The following is a 2,292-nucleotide window of genomic DNA, read 5'->3' on the forward strand; positions in this document are numbered from 1 at the left end:
CTATCTCAAAAAAGTCATTAATGTCATCTTTTTCGATATTATACTTTTTAAATTTGTTAAAACATATTTTAAATATAGAGCTATTTCTTAAATCATTGTATATTTCTTCCAATACTTTTTCATCTGAAAATGGATCAAAATCACTTATAACTACATCACTAAAATGTTCAAATGCTTCTTTTATATTTTGTACATTTACATTCTTGTATGAGAAATCTACTATCTTACATTCATTTTTATATTTAGTAGTTCTATTAACTCTTGATATTGTTTGTATTGCATTTATACCTTTTATTTCTTTATCTAAAAATAAAGTATGTAATTTAGGCTCATCAAACCCCGTTTGTAGTTTATCAACAACTATTATTAGACCATTTTTGCACATAGCAAAGTTTTGTAAAACCTTTGTTTCTGATAAGCCATTATTAAGTGAAGTAGCTTTTATTTGTTGTTGCTCATCTCCTGAATATACAATATATATTGGAGCATCTTTAAATCTATTATATTGCCCATTTTGCATTGCTTTTGAATAATATTTTTCTATGTATTCCTTATATTTTATGGCACTTTTTATTGAGGTTGTGGCTAACATTGCTTTTGCTTGTCCTCTAATTTTCTTATACGTTGTTTTAACTAATCTTTCCACAATAAATGCCGAAATAGCTTTTATTCTTTCTTCATTTTCATAAATCTTTTTCTTTGCAATTGAATATTGCTTTTCTTTATCTGTTGCCCCTTCCAATATATCATCTGGTAATTCGTAGTACATTCTAGCTGAAACAGGAACTATTCCTTTTAAAGGATTTAATATATATCCATCTTCTATTGCTTCTTTCATAGTGTATGAATCAAATGGCGTCCATATCTTTTCACCTTCACTAAACTTGCTAAATTCTCCAAAACGAGCTAATGTACTATCACTTGGTGTTGCTGTAAATCCTAGTATTAAGTTCTTTTTAAATCGTTTTTTATTATAATTACTACTACTATCAAAACTATCTTGTAATTCATCAAATATGCTAATCATCTCATCATGTTGAACTCCGCTATTAGATCTATGTATTTCATCTATTAAAAATACAATTCTCATACTAGAAAGTCTCTCTAATACTTCTTCACTTAAAAAACTTTTTATCGTATTAAATTTCTGTAGATTTACTATAACTATACGAGTTTCACTTTCCAATGCTTTTATAAAAGTATTTTTATCTTTAGCCTCTATATACATTTTGTTGTCAATGTTCATATTAAACATTTTACTATCAATTTGATCTCTTAGCTGAACTCTATCTACAATAATCATAATTTTATCATAAACATACTCTCTATCTTTTTTAAGATCTTTTAATTGTAACGCTGACCATCCGATAATATTACTTTTTCCAAAGCCTGCTGCGTACTGTAATAACAGTGAGTATATATTTTTATTATTTCTATATTTAGATCTTTTTGTAATTAAATCTCTTTTTATATCTTCACTAACACCATCTAAGTCTTTATATAACTTATTTATAAAGTAATCATCATCATTTTCATGTTCTAGAAATTCATCTATTTTAGTCATTATCTTGTCTACACCAAATTTTTGCTTTGGCCTAGGACTTATAAGCTTTCCTCTTTCATTTTTTAACTCTTTTACATTCTTATTTACTACTACATCTCTTTCAATAAAGTTATAATATAATATTTCTTTTTCTATCATTTTCTTTGAATATAGTGCAGTAAAAACTTCTTTAAGTTTATCTTGCTTTAATATATTTTCATCTTTGAGTGGATACTTTTTATATGCATCTTTAACTTTTTCTTCATAATTAGAGTAATCATATTTTCCATCTTTATAATTGTTTCTAATATCGTCTATATAATCTGCTATATTTCTAATAACATATGTATCTTCCATATCTGTAGTTGTAATGTGTATAGCCTTTTCAAATATCTTCAAAAAATCTTTTCTTATATCTTGATTTTTATCATTATCTTTCGCTATTTTTACATACTCAATACATGCGTCCCTATAATCATTTATTACTTTAATCCTTCCATTTTTTCTAGCTGTCTGATTACTGTAATTCGACTTCAATTCACTATATGATATATATATTCCATTTAAAAAAAATGTTAAATCTGGCCTGAAATGAAACATAGTTATATTATTATTTTTACACTTATGTGGTAATTCTTGTACTACTGAAAAAATATTTTGATTAAAATAATGGTCTTCATATATTTCACTTCCACTAGGATAAAATAAATATAATTTTATTCCTTTAAAAGTTATGCTTCTATTGTAAT

At 25.3% G+C, this 2,292-nt stretch carries 1 protein-coding gene; it reads right to left on the reverse strand.

What is annotated here, in order from left to right; genetic code table 11:
- Window positions 1-2,292 (reverse strand): DEAD/DEAH box helicase family protein (locus tag NSA58_RS19120; RefSeq protein WP_257560859.1); only part of this gene is annotated, 2,292 nt, incomplete at both ends.

Source organism: Terrisporobacter muris, assembly GCF_024621905.1.
Classification (GTDB): domain Bacteria; phylum Bacillota; class Clostridia; order Peptostreptococcales; family Peptostreptococcaceae; genus Terrisporobacter; species Terrisporobacter muris.